Source organism: Prosthecobacter fluviatilis (genome assembly GCF_042655725.1).
Taxonomy (GTDB): domain Bacteria; phylum Verrucomicrobiota; class Verrucomicrobiia; order Verrucomicrobiales; family Verrucomicrobiaceae; genus Prosthecobacter; species Prosthecobacter fluviatilis.
In genome coordinates, this window is sequence record NZ_JBHSMQ010000018.1 from 1 (window position 1) to 1,851 (window position 1,851).

At 65.8% G+C, this 1,851-nt stretch carries 1 protein-coding gene; it reads right to left on the minus strand.

The features are described 5' to 3' along the window. Nucleotides 1–140 precede the first annotated feature (140 nt). Nucleotides 141–1,694, minus strand: coding sequence for a phytoene desaturase family protein (locus ACFQDI_RS24975; RefSeq protein ID WP_377172198.1), 1,554 nt, complete (start codon nucleotides 1,692–1,694; stop codon nucleotides 141–143). Nucleotides 1,695–1,851 lie beyond the last annotated feature (157 nt).

Here is a 1,851-nt window from a genome sequence, read left to right on the forward strand (position 1 = left end):
CCGCAGGCTCCCCGGAACGCTCTGCGGCAGGTTGGTGTAAAGGGCCAGCCTGCCGCAGCATCCAGACTGCGGCCAGCTTAGCCGCAATCACGATTGCAGAACAACCCCATCATACAAGGAGTGTCCGCGCCCCCTTCCACTCACACTCCGCAATCCGCCAGCACCACCTTCGCGGCATTGAAGCCGCAGAGGCCGGTGACGTTGCCGCCGGGATGGGTGGAACCGCCGCAGAGATAAAGCCCCTCGATGCCGCTGCGGTAATTCCCTGCGCCGGGAAAAGGGCGGTGATAGCCGGTCTGGTCATTGGCAAAGGAGCCGACGAGCAAATCCCCGCGCATCATGTTGGGCAGCAGGCGCTCGGTATCCAGCGCGCTGCGGGTGAAGGAGTCCAGCACGGCGCCTTCGAGATTGGGCGCGTAGGCCTGCCAGAGCGCGAGCATCTCGCGGCCATGCGCGTCTTTTTCGGCATCCCAGTTTCGCGCATCGCCACGCAGGGCGTAGGGCAGCTTTTCCCACATGAAGGCGGTGTGACGGCCAGCGGGAGCCTGGGAGGGATCGAACTGCGTGGGGCAGGCCCCCCACATGACGGTGCGGGGGATCTCGCCACGCTCATGCGCGGTGACGACGTGATGAAACTGCGCCACGTCATCGAGCCCGAGAATGGTCATGAAGGCGTGATTGAGCTCCGGATGCGATGCGGCGGCGGCATAGCGCGGCGGCTCGCTCAGGTTGAGGTTCAGCGCGAACAGCGGAGCGAGGAGGTTGTACTCAAACGCGGCGGCTTTTTCCCGCAGATGCGAGGGCGCAACGTCTGCGGGGATGAGATCGAGAAACGTCTGCTGCGGGTTCAGGCCGCTGGCGACAAACTGCGTGGCCTCGATGCGGTCTCCGGTGATGGATTCCACACCGCACGCACGGCCGCTGCGCGTGAGGATGGAGCGCGGCTGCCAGTTCGTGAACAGCTCGCCGCCATGCTCGCGCAGGTCCGCGCACAGGGCCTCGGCCAGACGGAGCGAACCGCCGATGCACATCTGCGCCTTGCGCGGGCTGGCAAGCAGCGCGGGGATGGAATGCCCGAAGCCTTTCTGCCGCAGGTCCACCTCCCGCAGGCCATTGAAGAAGAGCAGGCCCGCGCGCACGGCGGGGTGCTGAAACTCGCGCATGACAAACTCGACGGGCGAGAGGGCCTGCACCTCCAGCAGCGTGCGCCCGGGCGCGGTCTGCTGCAGCTTGAGCATGCGCTCCGCCGGCGGCAGCGGGGCGTGCTGCGCCTCGGGGATGAGGATCTGCTCCACGATGGGGCGGAAGCGCTCCGTCCACTCGCGCAGGCGCACAGCATCGCGCGGTGAGATTTCGGCGAAGGAGGCGCAGGTCTTTTCGAAATCCGTCCACCACTCCAGCACACGGTCCTGAGGCAGGATCATGGCCACATTGAGCTCGGGCTCGATGTAGCGCGCGCCATGGCGCTCCAGCTCCAGCTCGCGATACCACGGCATGGCATTGATGCCGCGATGAAAGAAGGAATGCGTGTTGTGCCGAAAGCCGGAGCCCACCGGATGCTCCACTGTGGCCAGACCACCGCCGGCCACCGGGTTTTTTTCCACCACGGCCACCTTGAGCCCGGCACGTGCTGCGTAGCAGGCGAGCACGAGTGCATTGTGCCCGGAACCAAGGATGAGGCCGTCGTAGGTCATGGTTGCGTGTTAAAACGCGGCCATGGGGTGAACTCACACACGAGAGCGTGAGATCGGCATGCAGGCTCCGCCGTAGGATGGGTGTGGCGACAGCCCGCCCGTCCATCAGCGTACGGCAGGCACCATGGCGTACGAATGCCCTCGCAGTCGGGCGGTT

Excerpts from the sequence above, each read along its gene's own strand:
- ACFQDI_RS24975 (WP_377172198.1), bottom strand. The coding sequence starts at position 1,694 with ATGACCTACGACGGCCTCATCCTTGGTTCCGGGCACAATGCACTCGTG.